The sequence below is a fragment of the Streptomyces sp. NPDC039424 genome, from assembly GCF_055639495.1.
In genome coordinates this window covers 409,941-429,072 of record NZ_JBVKAI010000006.1, presented here as the reverse complement: position 1 = coordinate 429,072, position 19,132 = coordinate 409,941, and the positions used below count along the sequence as shown (strand labels likewise).

The following is a 19,132-nucleotide window of genomic DNA, read 5'->3' as shown; positions in this document are numbered from 1 at the left end:
GGCCCGCTCAGCCGGGTGCGGTTACCAGTGATGATGCCTGCTGCCATCGCGGCTGTGACGACGGTGGCGGCGCTTGCCGCTGGTGTCGTGCCTGGAGGTCGTGTCCTTGTTGTGGTCGTGCTTGTGGTCGTGATGTTTCGCGGGGATGAGGTGACTGAAGATCGCCATGAGTTTCCCTCCTGGATGCGTCCCCCACATTGGATATACGTCTGAGAGGGCCTCCTGGATGGCGACTATGGATAATTTCTTATGATTCGTTCTCAGTCGACCGGCCATGTGTGGACCGGCGCGTTGAGGTGCATGTAGTCGATGTACAGCTGCGTCGTCCGCCGCAGGGCCTCGTGGCGACCGGAGTGGGTGGCGGCGTCGATGCGGTGGAACATCTCCTTCTGCCAGACCGCCCCGTTGCGGCCGGTGACGCACCGCTGCTCGATGATGCCGAGCAGCGGCTCCCGCCAGGCCGCGTCCATGCCGGAGCGTTGCAGGCCGTGGTGCGCCATCGGCAGCAGGCGCCGCAGGACCAGTTCGGGCACCGGCACCTCACCCATCCCGGGCCAGTAGAGCGATGCGTCGATGCCCTGCCGCGCCGCCGTGTGCAGGTTGTCCTCGGCGGCCGAGAAGGACATCCGTGACCACACCGGCCGCTCCTCCTCGGCCAGCGCGCGGGTGAGCCCGTAGTAGAAGGCGCCGTTGGCCAGGGTGTCGGCGACGGTCGGGCCGGCGGGCAGCACACGGTTCTCCACCCTCACGTGCGGCTTGTCGTGGGCGATGGCGTAGACCGGGCGGTTCCAGCGGTAGATGGTGCCGTTGTGCAGGGTGAGCTCGGCCAGTTCGGGGATGTCGCCGCCGTCCAGCGTCTGCGCGGGGTCCTGCTCGTCGCACAGGGGCAGCAGCGCCGGGAAGTAGCGGAGGTTCTCCTCGAAGAGGTCGAAGACGCTGTTGATCCACCGCTCCCCGAACCACACCCGGGGCCGCACCCCCTGCACCTTGATCTCCTCCGGGCGGGTGTCGGTGGCCTGCTCGAACAGCGGGATACGGGTTTCGTGCCACAGCTCCTTGCCGAACAGGAACGGGGCATTGGCCGCCAGCGCGACCTGGACCCCGGCGATCGCCTGCGCCGCGTTCCAGTAGTCGGCGAACTCCTCAGGGGACACCTGCAGATGGAACTGGGTGCTGGTGCACGCGGCCTCGGGGGTGATCGTGTCCGCGTACGTCCGCAGCCGGTCGACGCCGTCCACCTCGATGCGCAGGTCCTCGCCCCGAGCCGCGAAGACCTGGTCGTTGAGCAGCCGGTAGCGCGGGTTCTCCGACAGCGCCGCCTCGCCGACGTCCTGCTGCCGCAGGGTGGGCAGGGTGCCGATCATGATCAGATGCGCGCCGACCGACCTGGCGCGCTGCTCGGCGTGGTTCAGCGCGGCGCGGATCTCCGACTCCCAGGAGTCGGGGCCGCCCGCCGTCAGACGGCGGGGCGGCACGTTGATCTCGATGTTGAACCGGCCCAGCTCGGTGGACCAGGCGGGATCCGCGATCGCTTCGAGCACATCGCTGTTGCGCATAGCCGGCTCTCCCCGGTCGTCGACCAGGTTCAGCTCGATCTCCAGCCCCACCTGGGGCCGCTCCGGGGACTCGAACCGCGACTCGCGCAGCATCTGCGCGAACGCGTCGAGGCACTCCTGCATCTTGATCCGGTACCGGCGGCGGTCCTCGCGGGTGAAGACCACCGCCGGGACGTCCCGTCCCATCGGCCCTCCCGGCTCCCCTCCTCGGACACCTCTCCACCCAGCGTCGCACCACCGGGCGACCCTGACCAGGCGGGATGGCGGGCCGCAGCGATGGTCGACGACGCCTCACGAGGGACCCTGGTCCGTTCCCGTACATGTAGATCGCGTGTAGATTGTGCGACGTTCAACGGACGTGCGGTGCGGAGCGAGATGCAGAAACCTCGAAGGATCGAGCAGAAGTGGGGCTTCGGCATGGCTCCGGTCAAGCCTGCCGTCCAGAAACAGCGGACCGAGGCCGCTCGTACCGTGCTCTCCACCCTCTCGGAGGGGCGTCACGCGGCCCTGGGCAGGCTGGACGACCTGTCGGTGGTGAAGGGCCTCTTCACACGCACGTACGAGAAGAACCAGTGGGACTGGTTCACCGTCTGGGCGCAACTGGGCTTTCCCCGGTACGCGGTTGCCCGCCAGGTGTCCGGCACCCTGCTGCACCTCTACCGGTGCATACGGGACTGCGACACGGCCGGCATCGCGCGGGCGTCCGACGCGCTGAAGGCGTGCGACCTGCCGGCGACGCTCGAACGTTACGTCGCCGGAACACCGAGCCGCCCCGCGGGTCACGGGTTCATCTACGTCCTCTCGACCCGTGAAGCGCCCACTCTGCTCAAGATCGGTTACACCGACCGGGACATCGCCACGCGCGCCAAGGAGATCAACAGTTCCACGGGTGTGGTCGTGCCCTACGGCGCGCGCGGCGCGTGGATGGTCCCGCATGCCCGGCATGTGGAAGCCGAACTGCACTCCAGGCTGGCGGAGTTCCGGGTCCGCAAGGACCGCGAGTTCTTCCTCGTGGAGTACGGGGACGCGGCGAGGATCATCGATGCCTACGTGGAGACTCTCTGACCGGAGTGCCTGACCGCGGACGCGGGGGTCAGCGGGCCGTGGCGAAGTCCTGGGTCCAGTAGTTCCCGGGCTGTGCGTAGCCGACGCCGATCTCCTTGAAGCCGCAGGTCAGGATGTTGTGCTTGTGGCCGGGGCTGGACATCCAGCCGGCCATGACCTGCTCGGGGGTGGAGTATCCGTACGCGACGTTCTCGCCGTAGGAACTCCAGGTGTATCCGGCGCGCGTGATCCGCTGGCCCGGATCCGAACCATCGGAGCCGGTGTGGGACATGTTCTGGTGGCTCGCCATGTCCGCGCTGTGATCCTGGGCGGCCTTCGAGAGCTTGGCGTTCAGCGTCACCGGCGCGCAACCGGCCTTGCTGCGCTCGCTGTTGACCAGGGCCACGACACGGGTCACGGCGCTGGACGCGGAGGGTGCCGCGCTGGGGGTGGTGGCGGAGGCGGTGGCGGGTGCCTTGGGTGCGGGGGCTGCCGTCGAGGCGGGTGCGGGGGCTGCCGGTGCTGCCGGGGCCTGGGGGATCCATACCCCGTTCTGCCACTGCCCCTGCCCCTGCAAGGAGATGTTCCTCCAGTTCTGCCACTGACCGTAGGCCTCGGTGGTCGTGGGGTCCTGGTCGTTCAGACAGGCCATGGCGGCGGACGGTACGGCCAGCGCGCTCAGCGCGACGGCGGCGACGGCTATCTGCCGGTGGCGTGTCTTCCTGCGGTGCTTGCTCATGCGGCTCTCGCTCGGTCGTCGCGGGTGCGCCTCCGGCGGGGTCGGCTCTGCGCGGACGCTGGGCCTGAGCTGCGGTGACGCCTTGTGGGGCCGTCATTGTTAGGACCCGGGGGAGCGAGCGGCAACGACCGCCGCTACTACCCGCCCTCGTAGCTATCGCCCACCCTTGAATCGGGCGCACGGGTGTGCTGGACCGCATCTCCAAGGCGCGGCGATATCCGACGCCCTGTCAGAAGACTTCGTACGGCGGGAAGCAGCGGGGCGGCACCGGCTGGAGCGCGTTTTACCGGATCATGCGCGCCCTATGTCCGTTTCCGGGCGGCAAGTCTCCCTATATCGCCCAGCCGTCATGTACTACCGGACCGCGTTGGTGAGGGAGGGCGGAGTGACGGATGTCACTGCTAACCAGTGCAACCATGTGCATCCCGGCCGGAAGTGGACCACCCGGGTCATCGATGTCACCACCGAGGAGAACACGGAGATCCAGCGAGCCGCGGACACCACCGCTCTGGGCCCGACGGCCGTCAACGGCAGCGGGCGGCCAGGTGGTGTGGCTGAGCGCGGCGGCCGGCACGACCGGCGTGGTGAGGGGCGCCCGGCCGACGGGCCGGTGCGACTGACTTCACGGAGCGGGCGACACGTCAGCGGCCGGGTGGCCCGCCGGGCGGGAACGTGCCCGGCGGGCCACCGCGCCCGGCGCCGATGTGCGGGCTCAGGGGCGGCCGCGCAGTTTGCCCAGCAGCCGCTGCGCCTGGGCCCGCCGCCGGGGATCGGCCGCGGCGCGGCGTACCTGCTCGGCCGTACGACGCCCCTGCGGGCTCTTGGCGAACTCCTTGATACGACCCATCAGGCCTGGCATGGCTCTTCCTCTCACGAACGCGGGCGTTTGCCCTTCCGTGGATCCCGGCTACCCCGTCCGAGGGCGCTCAGCCCCGCCGCCCGGGTCAGCAGTCGTTCTGAGCCGGGCGGTCGGTGAAGCGGTCGCCGAGCCAGGAGACGACGTCGCCGATGGCCTGGTTGTCGGTGAGGAGGTGGTCGCCGGGGTAGGTCCGCCAGGTGGTGGTGATACCCGCGTCGCAGTAGGCGGTGCGGGTGGCGTCCTCGGTGGCGGTGGGGATGACCTCGTCCAGCAGGCCGCGGTACTGGAGCACGGGGAAGGAGACGCGGTAGCGGGCCTGCGAGGAGGCGGGGCCCATGTCCGTGCCGAGCCGCTGTGCGTCGAGGACCTGGCCCCAGGTGCGGCCGTCGGTGCCGCGCTGCTGGTAGAGCTGGTCGAGGGTGAGCTTGCCGGTGGTGTAGTCGCTGATGCGCTTGCCCGCGAGGGCGACGGTGGTTCCGACCAGGCACACCGAGGTCGCGGTCCTGATGGCGTCCCGGCCCTGGTCGTCGAGGAGGGAGTCGAAGGGCAGCGCCGGGTAGGCGGTGTGGATGCCGACGGACGCGTCGGCGAGGAAACCGGCGAAGGCGCTGCCGTCCAACGAGGCCGCCACGGTCCTCAGGTCTCCGGGGACCCCGCCGGAGGCGTCACCGACGACGCGGAGCTCGGGCGCGTAAGTGGAGGCCAGCTGCGCTGCCCACAGGCTTGCCGCGCCGCCCTCGGAGTAACCCCACAGGCCGATCCGGGTCTGCGGGGACAGGCCGCCGCCCGGCACCGCGGTCGCTGCGCGGGCGATGTCGAGCAGGGCGTGGCCGGCGTCGATTCCGGCCATGTACCGGTGTGTCTGTCCGTCGAGGTAGCCGGTCCCGTCGGTGGCGGCGACGGCGTAGCCGGCCTTGAGCAGGGCCGCGATGTTGTCGCCCTCGTACTCGTCCTGGTAGGCCCCGGCGAGCTGTTTGGAGAACGCGCACTGGGGGCCCAGACCGAGCGTGCCGGGGTTGAAGGCGACCACGGGGCGCGTGCCGGGCCCGGTCCAGGCGGCCGACGGGACGGCGACGGTGCCCGAGACGACGGTGGGCCGGCCCTGGTTGTCGGCGGAGCTGTAGCGCACCTTCCAGGCGGACATGGCGATGCCGCCCGGCACCTGGGTGAGGGTGACCGGCCGGCAGGCCAGGACCGTTCCCGGTGTGGACGGCGCGGTGCCGGGCGGGGAGTAGATGTCCGCGTCGGAGGCGGCGCAGGCGTTCACCGCGGCCGGCGGCTCGGTGGCGGCGGAGGCCTGGGAGACGAGGGTGCCGCCGAGCACGGCTGCGGTCGTCAGGGCGGTGAGCAGGGCGGATCTCTTCATCGCTGAGGCACGTCCCTTTCACGGAGGGCGGTGTCTTGGGGCGTTCGACGCTAGAAGCCACCTGACATGACAGGTAGTCAGCAGCCGCGCACGTTCGACGCCGTCGTTGTGCGCTCGCGACAACCCCCGCCGCGATCCCACCTGCCCCCGGGGTGGTCCCGCGCCGCACGGGCACCAATCGACTGTGGCTGGATTACTCGTCTGACGGGTGTTCGCATCCGGCGATACTCAGGGCTGGGCAATCCGTCCCAATTCTCACGTCCGGAGGCCGCTGATGCCCCAGACCCATCTGTCCACCACCGCCGTGCTCGAGGCCTGGCTGTCGGGTGCCGAGAGCGCATATGGCCAGAGCAACCCGGCCGGGCCCCTGTACGTCGGCGGTAGCGCCGCCGAGGCCGCGCTCACCGACCCGAGCGACTCCCTCTACGGCTTCTGTTCCAGCCCGAGCGGGTCGCACGGCAGCTGGTGTTGCTGAGCACTGATCCACGTTCAAGAGTGCGTTTCTCCAAGGGCGCCCCGCGGGGGCGCCCTTGGAGGGCGCGTCGCATCCGGCGGAATGGGGAGGGTGGACGGTGAGCGGATCGGCGCCGGAAAGAGGGGACGAGGCGGAATGGTTCGCCGGGCCCGTACGGAGCATCGCCCGCCCCTGGCGCGAAGAGCTGGCCCGGCGACTGGCCGCCGTGGACGCGCTGAGCCGCGCGGAGCGGGACGCGGTGCTGGAAGCCGGCCACACCGCCTTGCTGAGGTCCCTGCACGCGAAGCTGTCCCGCTTGTTCCTGATCGAACTGCACGCACTGCGCATGACAGCGGGCGCCGGGCCGGCCGCCGAGAACCCGGGGGCCGGATCCGACACCGAGACGTGGGCCGCGTTCATCGAGCAGGCCGGGGCTGAGGGCTATCTCGACCGGCTGGCCGGCCGGTACCCGAGCGTCGGCACCAGGGTCGCTTCGGTGGCGCGGCTGTCGGTGGCGGCGACGGCCGGTTTCGCGCAGCGGCTCGCCGCGGACCGCGACCTGCTGCGCGTCCTCCTGGGCGGACCCGCGGGGGAGCTGCGCACCGTCGCGTTCGGGGCCGGTGACACCCACCGGGGCGGCCTGACGGTCAGCCGGGCAGACTTCACCGGCGGAAGCGTCATGTACAAGCCGCGGCCGTCCGAGGCCGACGTGGCCCTGGGCGCGCTGCTGGACGAGCTGTACACGGACTTCCCCGGTGCCCCGGCGCCCCAGGAACGTATCCGGGTGCCGCGGACGCTGGCGCGCGAGGGCTACGGCTGGGCCGAGTTCGTCCACCACCGCTACTGCGCGGACGACGCCGAACTCGCCGCGTTCTACCGGGGCGTCGGACACTGGCTGGCCGTCCTCCGCTTCACCGGCGGCACCGACATGCACGCCGAGAACATGATCGCCGCGGGCCCGGTGCCGGTGATCGTGGACGCCGAGACGCTCTTCGACGCCCCCGCGCCCTTTCCGCCCAGCGGCCGGGGCGACGCGGTGGACGTGGCGGCGGCGGCCATCCGCCGTACGGTGCTGCGTACCGGACTGCTGCCCGTACGCGGCACCGGCTTCGCGCTCGGCGGGGTGGACATCTCCGGGGTCGGGGCGCTGCCCGGCCAGCAGCCGCTGATCCCCAACCCGGTGATCGCGGACGGCGGCACCGCGGCGGCCCGCTTCCAGGTGGACCTGGTGGCGATGCCCGTCACGGGCAACCACCCCAGCCCCACCCCGGTACTCAGCGCGTACTGGGACCGGATCCTGGCCGGCTTCCGCGAGATGACCGCGCACCTGCGCCGGCCCGGGACGGACCCGTACCGGCTGCTGCGCCGCTTCGAAGGCGCCCGGGCGCGGCGGATCCTCAGGCCGACGCAGGCGTACGTGGACATCGGCCGGATGCTGTGGCACCCGGCGTCGCTGCACGACGAGGCGGCGGCCGTCGAGCGGGCCCGGGACATCCTGCGGCGCAACGCCGAGGTGCTGCCCGGCGCGCCGACCGACCGCGCGGCCATCGACGGTGAGATCGCGGACCTGCTGGTCGGCGACGTCCCGATGTGCGGCTTCACCGTGGACGCGGCCGTCGTGCGGGCCACCGTCGAGGACTGGCGCAGCGCCGACCTGGCGCTGGAGGAGTCGGTGATCCAGGACGCGCTGGTGGGCGCCTACCTCAATGAGCGGTCACTGCCCGCGCGGGTGCAGGCCGCCGCCCGCGACCCGCACGCCCGTGACCGGGAGCGGCGCCGCCGCGACCTGGCCGCGCAGATGGTACGGCGGCTGTGCGACGGGGCGGTGCGCGGCGAGGACGGTACGGTCACCTGGATCAGCCCGGTCTTCACCCCCGCGGGGTGGTCCATCCGGGTCCTGCCCGCCGACCTCTACACCGGGCAGGGCGGGGTGGCGCTGACGCTCGCGGAGTACGTGACCGAGGTGCGGGCCGGCCGGGCGGACGAGGTGCCCGGCGTCGCCGAGACGTTCGAGGGTGCGCTGCGGGTGCTGGTCGCCACCGAGGACCGGACGCCGACGCCGTCACCGGGGGCGTTCAGCGGTGCCGCGTCGCAGGTGTGGACCTGGCTGGCGTTGCACCGGGTGCTCGGCGAGGACTGGCTGCTGGAGCGGGCCGCGGACCGGGCCCAGCTGCTCGCGGAGGGCGGCCGGCTGATCGAGGACGACATCGAGGTGGACCTCCTCAACGGGGCGGCAGGCGGGGTCGTGCCCCTGCTGAACCTGGCCGCGGTGACCGGGCAGGACCGCTGGCTCGGTGCCGCCGCGCACATCGGCCGCCGACTGGCCGGACTGGCCGCCGTCGACGCGAGCGGCGCCCGCTGGACGACCCGGCTCAACCCCGAGGGCATCGGCGGGTTCGCCCACGGCGCCACCGGTATCGGCTGGGCGCTGACCCGGCTCGCCCTCGGCGACGCGGGTTCCCCGGCCGAACGCCGCGACTGGGCGCACCTCGCCGAGCGGGCCTTCGCCTACCAGGAGTCCCTCTACCAGCCCGAGCACGGCAACTGGCTCGACGTCCGGGTCGGCGCCGAGGAGGACTTCTTCACCAGCTGGTGCCACGGCAGCGCGGGGATCGGCATCGGCATGCTCGACCTCCACCGCCGCACGGGCGATCCCGCCCACCTCGACATGGCCCACCGCGCCGCACGCGCCTGCGCCGCCGAGGGCTTCGGCTGGAGCCACACCCTGTGCCACGGCGACCTCGGCCTCTGGGAGTTCCTGACGTCCCTGGGCTTCGGCGACCCCGCGGGCCTCGACGGCGAGATCCTCACCGGCCTCGAACAACGCGGCCCGGTCGGCGGCCTGGCCCGTGAGGCGTTCTCCCCAAGCCTGATGTCCGGCCTCGCAGGAGTCCTGCACACCCTCCTGCGCATGCATCCCTCGGCCGCTCTGCCCAACCCCTTGCTCCTCGACTGATCCGCCGGGCCGCACCGTGCTCAGGGGCCAGTGCGCTGTGGAGCCCCTGTCACGGCCGCTCCCGGCCGCGGCGGCGGCCGGTCGGCAGCGGCACCGGATCGGTGCCCGCGACCACGGTGTTGGAGACGGCGCCGATGCCCTCGACGGTGAGGGTGACCGTGTCGCCGGGCCGCAGGGGCGGCGGATCCCGCCGCCCCCGTACGCCCCACAGTTCCGCCAGGCAGCCTCCGTTGCCGCAGGTGCCCGAGCCGAGCACGTCACCGGGGCGGACGACGGTGCCGCGCGAGGCGTAGGCGGCCATCTCCTCGAAGGTCCAGCTCATGTTGGACAGCAGATCCCTGCCGACGACCTCGCCGTTCACCTCGGCGGTCAGGGCCAGCCGCAGGAAGCCGTCCGCGTCCCGGTACGGCTCCAGTTCGTCGGCGGTGACGAGGTACGGGCCGAGGGTGGTGGCGGTGTCCTTGCCCTTGCAGGGGCCGAGGTTGACCCGCATCTCGCGGGACTGGAGGTCGCGTGCGGACCAGTCGTTGAGGACGGTGTAGCCGATGATGTGGTCGCGGGCCTGCTCGGGGGTGAGATCGCGGCCCTCGCGGCCGATGACGGCGGCGACTTCGAGTTCGAAGTCGAGGACCTGCGAGCCCGGGGGCACGGGGACCTCGTCGTACGGGCCGATGACCGCGTACGGGTTGGTGAAGTAGAAGGTCGGAGCGTCGTACCAGGCTTCGGCGACTCCACCGACCCCGTCCACCGACCGTCGTACGCCCTCCACGTGTTCCTCGAAGGTGACGAAGTCCCGGACGGTGGGCGGCTCCAGCGGGGGCAGCAGGCGTACGTCCGCGAGCGGGACCGCCGGCCCCAGCGGGACGGATCCGGTGGCGTCGAGGGGTGACGTGCCCTCCGGCCACGCACGGACGACGGTGTCCTCCACGACGCCACACCGGCGGCGCCCCTCGTGCAGATAGGTGGCGATACGCATGTCGGGCCTGCCCTCACACCGGCGGGGCGACGAACACGCCGCGGTCGACGTCGTTGAACGACTCCTTGGCCACCAGCTCGTTCATCGGGTTCGCCGTGCCCCACTGGTCCGCGACCTCCGGCTGGGAGAAGTCGTAGACGTGCGGGTGCCAGGTGTCCTCGTCGAGGACCTCCAACTCCGTCGTGTACTCGACCGTGTTGCCGTGCGGGTCGAGGAAGTAGGTGAACGTGTTGTCGCCGGCCGTGTGCCGTCCCGGGCCCCAGACCTTCTTGAAGCCGGCCCGCATCACCCGGCCGGAGCCGCGCAGGTACTCGTCGATGCCGCGCATCTCGAAGGAGACGTGGTGCAGGGCGGTGTGTGGGCCCCGGGCGATGGCCATGGAGTGGTGCTGGCTGCTGATCCGCATGAAGTGCATGGCCTCGCCCATCCGGGGGTGTGTCAGTGTGTCGGAGAGGCGGAAGCCGAGGTGTCGCTCGTACCACTCCCGGGTGCGGTTCAGATCGGGGGAGTTGAGGACGACGTGCGACAGCTTGACCGGGATCGACTCCTTCTCCTCGATCCTGCGGTGCTGCCGTACTTCGACGTCGGCGGAGACCTCGATGGTGCGGCCGTCGACGTCGAAGAAGCGGAAGCCGTAGCCGCCGCCGGGAGTGTCGACCTTGCCCGGCCGGGAGATCAACCGGACGCCACCGGCGAGGAGTCGTTCGGCGAGTGTGTCGACGTCCGCCGCGCTCGCGGCCCCGTACGAGACGAGGTCCAGGCGCTTCTCCTCGGCCTTGCGCAGCCGTACGACGTACTGCTCGGGCGAGCCCTCCGCGGCCAGGAAGGAGATCCCGGAGTCCTCGGCGACCTTGGTCAGGCCCCAGACACCGGCGTAGAAGTCGAGCTGCTTGTCGTAGTCGGGTACGGCGAGGTCGACGTGCCTGAGGTGGGTGAGCAGGCGCATGCGATCAGTCCTTGGGGAGGAGGGCGGCGGCGTTGCCGCCTCGGACGGCGTGGAAGTCGGCATCGGACAGGCGGGCGGCGCGCAGGGCCGCCACGGGGTCCTCGGTGCCCATGTCGAAGGGGAAGTCGGAGCCGAGCAGGACGCGGTCGGCGCCGGCCGCGCGGATCAACTCCCGCAGGACGTGGGGGTCGTGGACCAGGGAGTCGAAGTAGAGGCGCTTGAGGTAGCTGCTCGGCGGGTGGGCGCAGCCCGCGCCGGCGTCCGCGCGGGCCGACCAGGCGTGGTCGGAGCGGCCGATGTGGGTGGGGAGGTAGCCGCCGCCGTGCGCCGCGATCAGCTTGAGCCCGGGGTGGCGGTCCAGTACCCCGGAGAAGACGAGATGGGAGAGGGCGACGGCGTTCTCCGTCGGCTGGCCGACGATGTTGGACAGGTACCACTGGTCCAGGCGCTCGTCGAGGGTGCAGCCGAACGGGTGCAGGAAGAGGATCGCGCCCGTCTCCTCGGCCCGGGTCCAGAGGGGTTCGTAGGCGGGGTCCGACAGTTCCCGGCCGGGCGCGTGCGAGGAGATCTCCGCACCCAACAGGCCTTGTTCCAGGGCGTGTTCGAGGGCCGTCACCGCCAGGTCCGGATGCTGCAGGGGCACCAGGCCGAGACCGTGCAGCCGCCCCGGGGCCTGCGCGCAGTGCGCGGCCGTCGCCTCGTTGGCGAGTCGGCAGACCTTCTCGGCGGTGTCCTCGTCCGCCCAGGAGTGGTAGTGCGAGGGGGACGGGCTGACCAGTTGCACGTCCACGCCCTGCGCGTCCATCGCGGCCAGCCGTACGGCGACCTCGGTCAGTTTCGGAATCCGCTCGCGCACCATGGGGCCGCTGACGGCCAGGGCCGCCGGGCCGCCCCGGCGGGCGTCGAGCGCCCTGGCCTCGGCGAGGCCGGGGAGCCCGGCGACCAGGGCGTCGACCTCGGGCAGCAGGACATGGGCGTGGACGTCGACGGTGGGTGTCGTCACGGCCGCTCCTTGAGCATCGTCATGGTGCGGCCGATGAGACCGGGCACGTCGGCGTCCCGTACACCGTCCAGCTGCCACTGCCCGAGCTGCACGGACGCATCGACGACGGCCCGCACGCGCGGGACGCGCCGCTCGTAGTACGTCCGCAACAGTTCGTCGTCCCAGGCCCGGCCGCTGGTGAGCAGCTCGGCCAGTACCAGGGCGTCCTCCAGGGACAGGGCCGCGCCCTGGGCGAGGGTGGGCGGGCAGCAGTGGGCGGCGTCACCGACGAGGACGATCCGGCCGCGGTGCCAGGAGCCCTCCACCAACAGGCGGTCGAACCAGGTGTAGTTGACCTTCGCCGGGTCCGTGAGGTGTTTGACGATCTCCGGCCAGAAGCCGCCGTAGCCCTCCGCGAGCAGACGCATCTCGTCCGCGTACGCCTCCGGAGGGATCGAGGCCCGGTCGCGGCACGCCTCGACCACGTAGGCGTAGATCGTGCTCTCGGAGGTGGGGCAGTAGCCCGCGATGTACGCCGGGCCGCCGTACGCCAGGTCCGTGCGCGTGATGCCCTCGGGACGCGGGGCGGGGGCGCGCCAGATGGCCATGCCGGTCGGCTCGGGTCTCTCCGTGACGCCGATCGCCGCCCGGGTGGCGGAGTTGAGGCCGTCGGCGGCGATCACGAGGTCGTAGCGGCCTTCGGTGCCGTCGCCGAACCGGACCGAGACGCCCTCGCCGTCCTGCTCCAGCAGCTCGGCGGTGGTGCCCAGGCGTACGGTGGCGCCGGACGCGCGGACCGCGTCGATGAGGATCTGCTGCAGCCGGGGCCGCCGCATGCCCAGCGTGGCGGGCAGGTCCTCCCCGCCGGTCCGGATGTCCTCGGCGGCGAACAGCAGGGTGCCGTCCGGAGCGGTCACGCCCAGCGAGCCGAAGGCGTATCCGGATGCTTCCACCCGCTTCCACACGCCGAGTTCGCGCAGGACCCGCAGGGCGTTGCCCTGGAGGGTGATGCCGGAGCCGGTCGTGGCGTTCCAGTCGGGCTTCGCCTCGATCAGGTCCACGGCGATCCCGGCGCGCCGCAGCAGGATCGTCGCCGCGCTGCCGGAGGCGCCGCCGCCGACGACGAGGACGGTAGGGGTGTCGGTCATGGGAACTCCCTGGTTCCTCGCGCTACTTGACGGCGATCGGGTTGACGGGGGAGCCGACGGCTCCGGTGATGGGAAGGGGTGCGGCGGTGAGCCAGAACTCGTACACCCCGTCCGCCGCACAGTCGGCGGCGAGTGCGTCGGGGTCCCACATCTCACCGATGAGCAGGCCGATGTGGGGGATGGCGACCTGGTGCAGGGGCTGGAAGGCGTCCTCGAACTCGTTGGGCCGCACTTCGAAGCCCCAGGTGTCGGTCGCGATCGCGGCGATCTCGGTGCGGTGCAGCCAGTTCGCCGTGGTGAACGACAGCCCGGGGGAGTCCCCGCCGGCGTAGTCGCCCCAGCCTTCGCGGCGGGCGCGGGCCAGCCGTCCGGTGCGTACGACGACGATGTCGCCGCGGCCGACGCTCACCCCGTGGGCGTCGGCGGTGGCGGTCAGGTGCTTCTCGGTGACGGCGAAGCCGTCGGGCAACTCACCGTCCGTGCCGACCACTTGGCCCACGTCGAGCAGGACGCCGCGCCCGGCGACGTACGGCGCCATGTGCTCGATGCCGGTGACGAGGTCACCGTCGGAGGTGACGACCCGCTCGGCGCGCCGCCCGTTCCAGGCGTGGCCGTGGTCGAAGATGTGCCCGAGGCCGTCCCACTGGGTGGAGCACTGCAGCGGCATCGCGATCACGTCGTCGGCGCCGCCGATGCCGTGCGGGAAGCCCTGGTTGCCGAGGGCCGCGTCGGTGCCGGTGTCGAGCATGGTGTGCACCGGGTTGGTGCGCCGGCGCCAGCCCTTCTGCGGGCCGTTCATGTCGAAGCGCTGGGAGAGGGAGAAGCTCACACCGCGCCGGACGAGGGCCGCGCCCTCGCGGCGCTTGGCCGCGTCGAGGAAGTTCAGCGTGCCCAGCACGTCGTCGTCACCCCAACGCCCCCAGTTGGAGCAGGCTTTGGCGGCCTCGGCGATCGCGCTCTCGGGGTCGTCACGGTTCATGACCTCTCCCCGACGCATCGCGTGCGCTGGGCGCCCAGGCCGGTGATCGACCCGTCCATCACGTCGCCGTCGCGCAGCAGCCGCCCCCAGTGCATGCCGTTGCCGGCCGGGCTGCCCGTGAGAACCAGGTCCCCGGGCAGGAGCTGGGCGGTCTGCGACACGTACGACACGATCCGTGCGACACCGAAGATCATGTCCTTGGTGGACTCGTCCTGCATGGTCTCGCCGTTCAGCTTCAGTGTGACCCGCAGGTCACCCGGGTCCGCGACGGACTGAGCCGGAACGAGCCACGGGCCGAGCGGGGTGAAGCCGGGCGCGTTCTTGCTGCGCAGCCAGTCGGTGCCGATGGCGGGCATGTCACGGCGGAAGACGGTGGCGCGGTCGGTGAGGTCGTTGGCGATCGTGTATCCGGCGATGTGCTCCAGTGCCTGATCGACCGGGACCCGGTAGGCGGGCTTGGCGATCACGGCCGCCAACTCCAGTTCCCAGTCGGGCTGTTCGGCCCAGGAGGGGAGTACGACGTCGTCGTACGGGCCGGTGACCGCGCTCGGCAGACCGACGAAGACGTACGGCAGGTCGTCGGCCGCCCGCCGGTCCATGATCGCGGCGATCTCCGCGCGTGCCTCCTCGACCGTGCGCGGGTCGTCGGGGGAGCGGTGGGCCACCTCCAGGTCGATCACGTGCTGCCGGTAGTTGGCGCCGGACTGGAAGATCTGCCGGGGCTCGACGGGGGCGTGCACCCGCAGACCGTCCAGCGGCTGCCGGTCGGCGTCCCGGTCGGCAGCGAGGGCGTGCAGCCCGGGCAGCCGCTCGGCCCAGCGCTCCAGAAGGCTACGGATCGTCAGGGCCGGGACGTCGAGGGCCGTGCGCAGGTCGAGCGCGCGGCGGTCCGGCGTGACCAGGGCGGGAAAGGGGGTGCCTCCCGGGGCGGAGAGCGTGGCGAGGGCGAAGGGTCCGGCGAAGGGGGCGGACGTGGCTGCGGGTTTCACGAACGTGTCCTCCTGATGGCGATGGCACTAATCTGGCCCCGCATCTCGTAATCTGGGAAATCGATTCCGTGGATGCAGATCATCCAGCGCGTTTATGCCGCCTCTCGCGAGCGGGGAGCACACCGTGAACCTGGCCAGCCTCGACCTCAACCTCGTCGTCGCCCTGCGCGCCCTCCTGGAGGAGCGCAACGTCACCCGCGCCGGCCGGCGGATCGGCCTGAGCCAGCCCGCGATGAGCGCCGCCCTGGCCCGCCTGCGCCGCCACTTCGACGACGACCTGCTCTCGCGCGTCGGCGGCCACTACGAACTGACCGCTCTCGGCCAGATCCTCCTCGACCGCACCTCGACCGCCTGCGACCTGCTGGAACGCCTCTTCAGCAGTCAGGCCGACTTCGATCCGGCGGTCGAGTCCCGCGAGTTCACCCTTGTGTCCTCCGACTACGCGGTGGCCGTCTTCGGGGCCGAACTCGCCCGCACCGTCCACCAGGAGGCGCCGGGTATCCGCCTGCGCTTCACCCAGACCCCGCCCGGCATCGTCGAGCGGACCGGCACCCTGCTGAGCACCACCGACGGACTGTTCATGCCGCACGGCGTCATCAGCGACTTCCCCGCCACCGAGCTCTACCAGGACCGGTGGGTCTTCCTCGTCGCCGAGGACAACCCCGAGGTAGGCGACCACCTCAGCCGGGAGGATCTGGCGCGGCTGCCGTGGGTGACGTACCAGCGCAGCTACGACACACCGGCGGTCCGCCAGCTCGGCATGCTCGGCATCGAACCCCGCGTCGAGGTCTCTGTGGAGAGCTTCCAGGTGCTCCCGTTCCTGGTCGCCGGGACCCGTCGTATCGCCCTGGTCCAGGAGCTCCTGGCGCGCCGTCTGCACGGCATCGCTCCCGTACGGATCATGAAGGCGCCGTACGAGACCGTGCCGCTCCAGGAGGCCCTGTGGTGGCACCCGGTCCACACGCACGACGCCGCGCACATCTGGCTGCGCGAGACGGCGGCGCGGGTCGCCGCGACCGTGACCGCGGCATCCGTGGACGCCGCATCCGCGACGCCGCTCCCGTGACCGCGCAGGCCATCCACAGGGCGGATGAAGGTGATCCGGGAGACCGATCGCGTGAGGGCTAGGCGCTTGTGGCGGCCTGCCCCATAGTCGGGGCAGAACCCGCCGCCCGTCGTCCCCGGCGCATTCCCTCGGGCGAACCGGGGCCCGTGACGTGGCACGACCACGGCGACGGCACCGCTTCGCGCCCCCAGCCACCGCACGTGGAGTTCCCGCATGCCCGGATCCGTCCCCCTGCCCGCGCCCGCCGCCCACACCTCCCCGGACGTGGACGCGGGCCCCCTGCGCGCCACGCTCCTCATGGCCGGGAGCTGTCTGCCCGTCCTCGGCGCCGTCCTCATAGCCCCGGTCCTGCCGAAGATGCAGGACCACTTCGACACGGTGCCCGGCGCCAAGACCCTCGTCCCCGTCGTCCTGACCGTCCCGGCGCTCGCCCTCGCCCTGCTGGCCCCGTTCGCGGGTGTCGTCGTCGACCGCCTCGGGCGCAAGCGCCTGCTGGTCCTCGCGACCGTGCTGTACGCCCTGCTCGGTACCGCCCCGCTCTGGCTGGACTCCCTCGGCGCGATCGTCGCCAGCCGGGTCCTGGTGGGCGTCGCCGAGGCCGCGATCATGACCTGCTGCACCACACTGATCGGCGACTACTACAGCGGCCGCACCCGGCAGCGCTACCTCGCCCTGCAGACGATGTGCGCCTCTGCCTCCGCCACCGCCTTCTTCGTCATCGGCGGCGCCCTCGGTTCGGCCGGCTGGCGCGCGCCCTTCTGGATCTACGCGATCGGCCTCCTCCTCGCTCCGGCCATGGCCGCCGCGCTGCCCAGGCCCCGCCCGGGCGGCACCGAAGCGGGCGGACCCTCCCACGAGCCGCGGCCGTTCCCCGTACGGCGACTGGCGGGGATCTGCGTCCTGACCGCGTTCGGCGCCATGGTCTTCTACACCGTTCCCGTGGAGATGTCGTACCTGCTGGACGACCTGGGCGTGACCGCCACCGGCGTCATCGGCCTGGCCACCGCCCTCGCCAGTGCCGCCACCGTGGCCGGCTCGATCGTCTTCACGAGGCTGCCCGGCGAGGCCGGGGGCAGGCTGCCCGCCGTCTTCGCGCTGTGCGCGACGGGATTCGCGGTGATGGGCCTGTCCGGCGGTCCCGTCCTCCTGATCGCCGGTGCGGTGCTCAACTGCCTCGGCACCGGCATCCTGCTGCCCTCCCTGCTCACCGTGGCGATGTCCCGGCTGGACTACGCCGACCGCGGCCGTGGCACCGGACTGTGGACGGCGGCGTTCTTCGCGGGCGAGTTCGTGTGCCCGCTCGCGCTGATCGCCGTCGAGTCGGCGGTCGGCAGCCTCGCCGGCGCTGTCGGCCTACTGGGCCTGGCCTCCGCTCTGGTGGCGGGGGGACTGCTGCTCGCGCGGCGCCGGGCGACCGGGGCCGAAGAGGGCACGCCGACCTCGCCGACTCTCGACAGCGAGACCGCTTGAACTTTCAAACGCATTGCCCCACGATGTGTTTGATCCTTCAAGCGTCGCCGCTGGCCTGTGTCCGCGGCGCCCTTCCCCCTGGAGTTGCCATGTCCGTCATCCCCGAAGCGGTCCCGGTCCGGCGCGGTCCGCTCGTCGTGGCAGGAGGCGTGCTCGCCGCGATCGTTCTGTCCTCCCTGGTGAACGCGGTGGTCGCCGTCCTGGCGCACGCGGCGGGCGCGCCAGGGGACTTCCAGCCGCTCGAACCGCCGTCATACGTCTTCCTGACCACCCTCGGGGTGGTGGCGGGCGCCGTCGGCTGGGCCGTCGTCCGCAAGGCCTCCCGCGATCCCCGCAGGCTGCTCGGCCGGCTCGCCCCCGCCGTGGTCGCGGCCTCCTTCGTCCCCGACTTCTTCCTTCTCGGCGCCGGCGGAGTGACCGGCGTGGTGGCGCTGCTCCTGATGCATGTCGCCGTCGGCCTGGTCGCGGTGGCGATGTTCCGCCGGGTGATGCCGCTGACCCAGGCTGGTGATTGAGGCTTCAAACGCGACCCGGGTACGGTGTGACCATGCCTACGACGCCCCGCTGGCTCGATGCCGAGGAAGAACGGGCCTGGCTGGCCTACGTCGACTTCTCCACCCTGCTCGCCGACTACCTGAGCCGGCAGCTGCGGCGCGACTCCGGCATGACGCACGCCGACTACACCCTGCTGGCCCACCTCTCCACGGCGCCCGGCCGCGCCCTGGGCATGTCCGAGCTGGCCCAGCGCCTGAAGATCACCCGCAGCCGGCTCACCCACGCGGTGAACCGGCTGCGCGGCGCGGGCCTGGTGGACCGCCGCGAGGACCCCGCCGACGGACGCGGCCAGCTCGCCGTCCTCACCGACGAGGGATACGCCCTGCTGCGAGAGGCCGCCCCCGGCCATGTGGCAGCCGTACGCCGCGCCGTCTTCGACGCCCTCGGCCCGGAACAGGTACGACAACTGGCCGAGATAGGCGAGACGATCAGCGAGGCCCTGCACCGGGTCGAGGCCACCGAGACCGACCCGGCGGTGCTGCCATGGCGCCGTCGCTAGCTCAGGCCGTTACCCGGCAGCCGGTTCGTAGGAACTGATGACGTACCGGGCTTCGTCGTCTATCGCGTTCTTGTCCCAGTCCAGCTCGATCCATACGGGGCGCCCGTCGGCGGTGTATTCGGCCTCCGCCGTCTCCGCCTTGTCACCCCGCGCCTGATCCAGCCTCTTCAGCAGCTCACCGATCGTCGGCACCTCCTTCGGCGACTGCTGCCGGCTGTCCTCGTCCACCCCCACCGCCTCGACCACCGCGCCGTTCCTGACCTTCACGCGGAAGGTCCCCGCCAGGACCTGGCTGGTCGAGGTCAGCGTGTAGTCGTACGAGACGGGTTCCTTCCAGGTGGTCTTCGGCGCGGCGGCCTCGGCGGACTCCGGGGACGCCGAGTCCTCGGAGCCGCAGGCGGCGGTCGCGCACAGCACGGCCCCGATCAGCGCGCCGGCGAAGACGAAACGGGGACGGGAACGTACGGCGGTCATGGTGGCTCACCCTCTCGATGCGGTTGCCACTGTGACGCCGCTCGGCGCGGAATCGTTCAGGCGGCGGGGCCGGC

19 protein-coding genes are annotated in these 19,132 nt (G+C 71.8%); 7 read left to right on the top strand and 12 right to left on the bottom strand.

The genetic code is table 11. From position 1 onward, the window contains the following. Window positions 1-21 precede the first annotated feature (21 nt). Both ACZ7L0_RS18920 and ACZ7L0_RS18915 read right to left on the bottom strand, forming a co-directional pair. A complete protein-coding gene (locus ACZ7L0_RS18920) occupies window positions 22-168 on the bottom strand; it encodes a hypothetical protein (RefSeq protein ID WP_471243586.1) in 147 nt (48 codons plus the stop codon). Between the two features lie 92 nt (window positions 169-260). Then, window positions 261-1,742: a glutamate-cysteine ligase family protein gene (locus ACZ7L0_RS18915; RefSeq protein ID WP_471243585.1), complete on the bottom strand. Its 1,482-nt coding sequence runs from the start codon at window positions 1,740-1,742 to the stop codon at window positions 261-263. 189 nt (window positions 1,743-1,931) lie between these two features. Between ACZ7L0_RS18915 and ACZ7L0_RS18910 the strand changes: the two genes are divergently transcribed. Continuing rightward, the gene (locus tag ACZ7L0_RS18910) at window positions 1,932-2,621 is read left to right on the top strand and encodes a GIY-YIG nuclease family protein (RefSeq protein WP_471243584.1); all 690 of its coding nucleotides are present in this window, start codon (window positions 1,932-1,934) and stop codon (window positions 2,619-2,621) included. A 28-nt stretch (window positions 2,622-2,649) separates the two neighbouring features. Here the strand turns inward: ACZ7L0_RS18910 and ACZ7L0_RS18905 are convergent, their stop codons facing one another. The 3 genes from ACZ7L0_RS18905 to ACZ7L0_RS18895 all read right to left on the bottom strand — a co-directional run bounded on the left by ACZ7L0_RS18905 (window position 2,650) and on the right by ACZ7L0_RS18895 (window position 5,564). Next, complete coding sequence (locus tag ACZ7L0_RS18905; RefSeq protein ID WP_471243583.1) at window positions 2,650-3,339, bottom strand: CAP domain-containing protein; 690 nt, start codon at window positions 3,337-3,339, stop codon at window positions 2,650-2,652. A 712-nt stretch (window positions 3,340-4,051) separates the two neighbouring features. Next, the gene (locus ACZ7L0_RS18900) at window positions 4,052-4,198 is read right to left on the bottom strand and encodes a hypothetical protein (protein ID WP_471243582.1); all 147 of its coding nucleotides are present in this window, start codon (window positions 4,196-4,198) and stop codon (window positions 4,052-4,054) included. Window positions 4,199-4,283: 85 nt separating this feature from the next. Beyond that, complete coding sequence (locus tag ACZ7L0_RS18895) at window positions 4,284-5,564, bottom strand: lipase family protein (protein ID WP_471243581.1); 1,281 nt, start codon at window positions 5,562-5,564, stop codon at window positions 4,284-4,286. A 274-nt stretch (window positions 5,565-5,838) separates the two neighbouring features. On the opposite strand from ACZ7L0_RS18895, the gene ACZ7L0_RS18890 reads away from it, so the two are divergent. Further along, the gene (locus ACZ7L0_RS18890) at window positions 5,839-6,039 is read left to right on the top strand and encodes a DUF6229 family protein (protein WP_471243580.1); all 201 of its coding nucleotides are present in this window, start codon (window positions 5,839-5,841) and stop codon (window positions 6,037-6,039) included. A gap of 97 nt (window positions 6,040-6,136) precedes the next feature. Continuing rightward, window positions 6,137-8,974 (top strand): type 2 lanthipeptide synthetase LanM family protein, encoded by a 2,838-nt coding sequence (locus ACZ7L0_RS18885; RefSeq protein ID WP_471243579.1) that lies wholly within the window; start codon window positions 6,137-6,139, stop codon window positions 8,972-8,974. Between the two features lie 49 nt (window positions 8,975-9,023). Here the strand turns inward: ACZ7L0_RS18885 and ACZ7L0_RS18880 are convergent, their stop codons facing one another. The 6 genes from ACZ7L0_RS18880 to ACZ7L0_RS18855 are packed head-to-tail and all read right to left on the bottom strand — an operon-like array spanning window position 9,024 to window position 14,994. Further along, window positions 9,024-9,950 carry a fumarylacetoacetate hydrolase family protein gene (locus tag ACZ7L0_RS18880; RefSeq protein WP_471243578.1) on the bottom strand — a complete coding sequence of 309 codons (927 nt, stop codon included), beginning with the start codon at window positions 9,948-9,950 and terminating at the stop codon, window positions 9,024-9,026. Between the two features lie 13 nt (window positions 9,951-9,963). Beyond that, the gene (locus ACZ7L0_RS18875; protein ID WP_471243577.1) at window positions 9,964-10,896 is read right to left on the bottom strand and encodes a VOC family protein; all 933 of its coding nucleotides are present in this window, start codon (window positions 10,894-10,896) and stop codon (window positions 9,964-9,966) included. 4 nt (window positions 10,897-10,900) lie between these two features. Next, on the bottom strand, window positions 10,901-11,899 hold the full coding sequence (locus tag ACZ7L0_RS18870; protein WP_471243576.1) for an amidohydrolase family protein: 999 nt from the start codon (window positions 11,897-11,899) through the stop codon (window positions 10,901-10,903). After that, window positions 11,896-13,026 carry an FAD-dependent oxidoreductase gene (locus tag ACZ7L0_RS18865; RefSeq protein WP_471243575.1) on the bottom strand — a complete coding sequence of 377 codons (1,131 nt, stop codon included), beginning with the start codon at window positions 13,024-13,026 and terminating at the stop codon, window positions 11,896-11,898. Before ACZ7L0_RS18865 ends, ACZ7L0_RS18870 begins: the two co-directional genes overlap by 4 nt. 22 nt (window positions 13,027-13,048) lie before the next feature. Beyond that, the gene (locus tag ACZ7L0_RS18860; RefSeq protein WP_471243574.1) at window positions 13,049-14,005 is read right to left on the bottom strand and encodes a cyclase family protein; all 957 of its coding nucleotides are present in this window, start codon (window positions 14,003-14,005) and stop codon (window positions 13,049-13,051) included. Further along, window positions 14,002-14,994 (bottom strand): fumarylacetoacetate hydrolase family protein, encoded by a 993-nt coding sequence (locus ACZ7L0_RS18855; protein WP_471243573.1) that lies wholly within the window; start codon window positions 14,992-14,994, stop codon window positions 14,002-14,004. The genes ACZ7L0_RS18860 and ACZ7L0_RS18855 overlap by 4 nt, the downstream gene beginning before the upstream one ends. Window positions 14,995-15,118: 124 nt before the next feature. Between ACZ7L0_RS18855 and ACZ7L0_RS18850 the strand changes: the two genes are divergently transcribed. The 4 genes from ACZ7L0_RS18850 to ACZ7L0_RS18835 all read left to right on the top strand — a co-directional run bounded on the left by ACZ7L0_RS18850 (window position 15,119) and on the right by ACZ7L0_RS18835 (window position 18,584). Beyond that, complete coding sequence (locus ACZ7L0_RS18850; RefSeq protein ID WP_471243572.1) at window positions 15,119-16,060, top strand: LysR family transcriptional regulator; 942 nt, start codon at window positions 15,119-15,121, stop codon at window positions 16,058-16,060. A 213-nt stretch (window positions 16,061-16,273) separates the two neighbouring features. Continuing rightward, window positions 16,274-17,530, top strand: a complete 1,257-nt coding sequence (locus tag ACZ7L0_RS18845) for an MFS transporter (protein ID WP_471243571.1) — start codon at window positions 16,274-16,276, stop codon at window positions 17,528-17,530. A gap of 89 nt (window positions 17,531-17,619) precedes the next feature. Then, window positions 17,620-18,045 carry a DUF6069 family protein gene (locus ACZ7L0_RS18840; RefSeq protein WP_471243570.1) on the top strand — a complete coding sequence of 142 codons (426 nt, stop codon included), beginning with the start codon at window positions 17,620-17,622 and terminating at the stop codon, window positions 18,043-18,045. Between the two features lie 32 nt (window positions 18,046-18,077). Further along, window positions 18,078-18,584 carry a MarR family winged helix-turn-helix transcriptional regulator gene (locus ACZ7L0_RS18835; RefSeq protein WP_471243569.1) on the top strand — a complete coding sequence of 169 codons (507 nt, stop codon included), beginning with the start codon at window positions 18,078-18,080 and terminating at the stop codon, window positions 18,582-18,584. Between the two features lie 9 nt (window positions 18,585-18,593). Here the strand turns inward: ACZ7L0_RS18835 and ACZ7L0_RS18830 are convergent, their stop codons facing one another. After that, a complete protein-coding gene (locus tag ACZ7L0_RS18830) occupies window positions 18,594-19,058 on the bottom strand; it encodes a DUF6174 domain-containing protein (RefSeq protein ID WP_471243568.1) in 465 nt (154 codons plus the stop codon). Window positions 19,059-19,132: the final 74 nt, after the last annotated feature.

Bases quoted from the DNA above. Each gene is read 5' to 3' on its own strand.
- ACZ7L0_RS18895 (WP_471243581.1), bottom strand. From the start codon at position 5,564: ATGAAGAGATCCGCCCTGCTCACCGCCCTGACGACCGCAGCCGTGCTC.
- ACZ7L0_RS18860 (WP_471243574.1), bottom strand. From the start codon at position 14,005: ATGAACCGTGACGACCCCGAGAGCGCGATCGCCGAGGCCGCCAAAGCC.
- ACZ7L0_RS18840 (WP_471243570.1), top strand. From the start codon at position 17,620: ATGTCCGTCATCCCCGAAGCGGTCCCGGTCCGGCGCGGTCCGCTCGTC.
- ACZ7L0_RS18835 (WP_471243569.1), top strand. From the start codon at position 18,078: ATGCCTACGACGCCCCGCTGGCTCGATGCCGAGGAAGAACGGGCCTGG.
- ACZ7L0_RS18845 (WP_471243571.1), top strand. From the start codon at position 16,274: ATGCCCGGATCCGTCCCCCTGCCCGCGCCCGCCGCCCACACCTCCCCG.
- ACZ7L0_RS18900 (WP_471243582.1), bottom strand. From the start codon at position 4,198: ATGCCAGGCCTGATGGGTCGTATCAAGGAGTTCGCCAAGAGCCCGCAG.
- ACZ7L0_RS18830 (WP_471243568.1), bottom strand. From the start codon at position 19,058: ATGACCGCCGTACGTTCCCGTCCCCGTTTCGTCTTCGCCGGCGCGCTG.
- ACZ7L0_RS18880 (WP_471243578.1), bottom strand. From the start codon at position 9,950: ATGCGTATCGCCACCTATCTGCACGAGGGGCGCCGCCGGTGTGGCGTC.
- ACZ7L0_RS18910 (WP_471243584.1), top strand. From the start codon at position 1,932: ATGCAGAAACCTCGAAGGATCGAGCAGAAGTGGGGCTTCGGCATGGCT.
- ACZ7L0_RS18905 (WP_471243583.1), bottom strand. From the start codon at position 3,339: ATGAGCAAGCACCGCAGGAAGACACGCCACCGGCAGATAGCCGTCGCC.
- ACZ7L0_RS18915 (WP_471243585.1), bottom strand. From the start codon at position 1,742: ATGGGACGGGACGTCCCGGCGGTGGTCTTCACCCGCGAGGACCGCCGC.
- ACZ7L0_RS18920 (WP_471243586.1), bottom strand. From the start codon at position 168: ATGGCGATCTTCAGTCACCTCATCCCCGCGAAACATCACGACCACAAG.
- ACZ7L0_RS18865 (WP_471243575.1), bottom strand. From the start codon at position 13,026: ATGACCGACACCCCTACCGTCCTCGTCGTCGGCGGCGGCGCCTCCGGC.
- ACZ7L0_RS18875 (WP_471243577.1), bottom strand. From the start codon at position 10,896: ATGCGCCTGCTCACCCACCTCAGGCACGTCGACCTCGCCGTACCCGAC.
- ACZ7L0_RS18890 (WP_471243580.1), top strand. From the start codon at position 5,839: ATGCCCCAGACCCATCTGTCCACCACCGCCGTGCTCGAGGCCTGGCTG.